The 2,511-nt window shown below is 40.4% G+C and carries 2 protein-coding genes; both read left to right on the top strand.

The features are described from left to right. The coding region (locus PsWM33_RS27300) for a hypothetical protein (RefSeq protein ID WP_193778369.1) at window positions 1–464 on the top strand (464 nt) is incomplete at its 5' end. Between the two features lie 408 nt (window positions 465–872). Next, window positions 873–2,402: a T6SS phospholipase effector Tle1-like catalytic domain-containing protein gene (locus PsWM33_RS07305; protein WP_063299730.1), complete on the top strand. Its 1,530-nt coding sequence runs from the start codon at window positions 873–875 to the stop codon at window positions 2,400–2,402. The last annotated feature ends 109 nt before the right edge of the window (window positions 2,403–2,511 follow it).

The raw sequence follows: 2,511 nt of genomic DNA, 5'->3' as shown, positions 1-2,511 counted from the left end.
CTGACTTCATTGCTGAGGATTGGTGTGAGGAGCCCAGCCTATCCTATGACCAACGCCTCTGGCACTTTGCAGCGCCAGCATCAGGTAGACATTGCAAGGTTGTGCGTTTCAATATGTTAACCCGTCAAATTACGCCTATGACACCATTCTCGGAAAGTTCGTCTCAAACTAACGACCGTCCCAAGAGCCACATTACTCTCATCCGTAAATCCCAGGAGAAAGCTCTCGACGATATGCAGTGGGAGTTCTTTTGCGAACAGGTGGTACAGAAACTCATGCAGGACAAGAAATGCGGGCAACTAACATTTAAAAGTGTGAGCGAGGTAAGGAGCTTTGTGAAGGCACAGCTTCAATCAGCCGATGAGAAGGGCATAAAAAAGCAAAGCGATTTGTATGATTATGTTGTTAAGATCTTGAAAGATGTAAATTCACAAAACGTCAATCGGGCGCTGGGAGTTACGTAATGTTAAAGATGGATAAAACAAAATTTATATTGATCATTCTAGGTGTTCTGACAGTCGTTTTAGTCCCTTTCGGCGCTGATATCTTCGACTATCCATATAACTACAGATACCTCGTTAGTTTTTTTATGGATTGGAATTTTTATAATCCGCATAATTCTTCAAAAGTAGATTTAATATGTGATATTATTTTATATTATAGTATATTTATATATTCATTGATTGTGATGCAGACTTTTATTGTGTTTTATAGCAGATATGCTGGAAAATATAAAATATACTACATAATATTATCTTTACTATCTCCCATGTATCTATATCTATCACTTGTATTTATTAGTATTGGATTGATATCATATCAATGATAACAGCCTTTAATTGATAATGCTCAAAATTTTATTGAGATGAAGAATGACAAATGATTTTCCAAATGAACCCGTAAGTTGCTGTGAAACGTGTGATTTCGTCCTTCGCATTGGCATTTTTTTTGATGGGACGCTGAACAATGCGACAAATATATCACATCAAAGGGGTAAAGGTTTTCGAGAAGAAGCCGATGATAGTTACAAGAGTGACTATACCAATGTTTGGAAATTACACAAAGTATACCCGAGATTGCACAGTCAGCGGACGATAAAAGGGGAGCGGTATATATTTGGTAATTTTTATATTGAAGGCGTAGGGACGGACGATCTAGAAGATGACGATGGCTGGGATAGTGCAACCGGATCCTGGACTACAGGAATTATCGCAAAAACAAAAAAAGGCGGGGCTGCTGCATGGGGATTTGTAGATGCATACGCAAACTGTAATATCAGAAGAATAGAATTAGATATCTTTGGGTTTTCAAGAGGCGCTGCAACAGCTCGGCACTTTGCTAATCTTATAAAGAAACTTGACGGTATCCACACTGTGAGTACGTTTCAAGCTAAAGATTACGGAAGGCGACCGAGAGGCTGGGAACGTAAATTAGAGCCTACGGATGCAATGCGTGGTCCCAAACGCACTTTAAATCAACAAAGGCGCTATTTGTATAGCGTGTTTTCAGAGATCCCGACCCAGATTAAGTTCATTGGTCTGTTTGATACAGTGCCTTCTGTTATTTCCTCGGCAATTGATCATACAGCGCAAAATGATGATAATGGTGTTGTCATGACCGATCTCCCCCCTGGAATTGCTACAGAAAAGGTTATTCATCTAACTGCCCTTAATGAGCAACGTGGTAATTTTGGATTAAAATCTGTGCTTTCCAACCCGGTTGCCTGCGACCTGCCTGAAGTAAATGAAGAAGGCAACCACTTAGAGGAGTGTATGTATGGTGCGCACTCTGATATTGGCGGTGGCTACGTCTCCAAAGAAACAAAAATGGAACTGGGGACAGCTGAGAGTGCGGCAGAAAAGGCGCTGGAGAAGGGCTGGATAGGAGAGCATGTCTCAAAAAGCTGTACTTCAGAAACGTCTATAAGTCCCAACTTCCTAATGCCTACACAAAATACTACAGAAACTTGCATTATTGAGGGCGAAAATGGCCGCATTATAAGAACAAGAGAAATAATTGATAACGGATACACAACTCCAATTGAAGAATATGAAACAAAAATGGAGCGCGATCATGTTGATGGTCGATATGCACGGATACCCTTGCAAAAAATGCATGACTATGCTGTAGCAAATACCGTACCGTTTAAAAGTTTAGATCCCGATAAGAACCCAAATGACTCTCAATTCTTACGTGATCAAGTAGATCTACCCGAGGATTTACAGTCTATTCGCGACAAACTGATGGTGCACAAAGAAATCTCTTCAGAGGAACTAGAGTTATTATATAAAGACTATTTACATCATTCAGACAATGAAAAATCGATAAGATTTCTCCCATTCATTACCCCGCATGCGCGGCATGAAAGTGGAAAACGGCTTATTTTTCCAAATAAATCGTGAGCTCTATAGTAAAGTACATTCAAAGGGACGTTGTTGCATTATTCCAGCACAGCTTACAGCACGCCCTGGGGCGTTGTTGCACAAATCGAAATCCGCTTACAGCTTGCCC

Origin of the sequence: Pseudovibrio sp. WM33 (genome assembly GCF_001623165.1) — a bacterium.
Taxonomy (GTDB): domain Bacteria; phylum Pseudomonadota; class Alphaproteobacteria; order Rhizobiales; family Stappiaceae; genus Pseudovibrio.
Note: the sequence above shows the minus strand (reverse complement) of the source record. Positions and strands in the feature narration are given on the sequence as shown.

Excerpts from the sequence above, each read along its gene's own strand:
- PsWM33_RS07305 (WP_063299730.1), top strand. The coding sequence starts at position 873 with ATGACAAATGATTTTCCAAATGAACCCGTAAGTTGCTGTGAAACGTGT.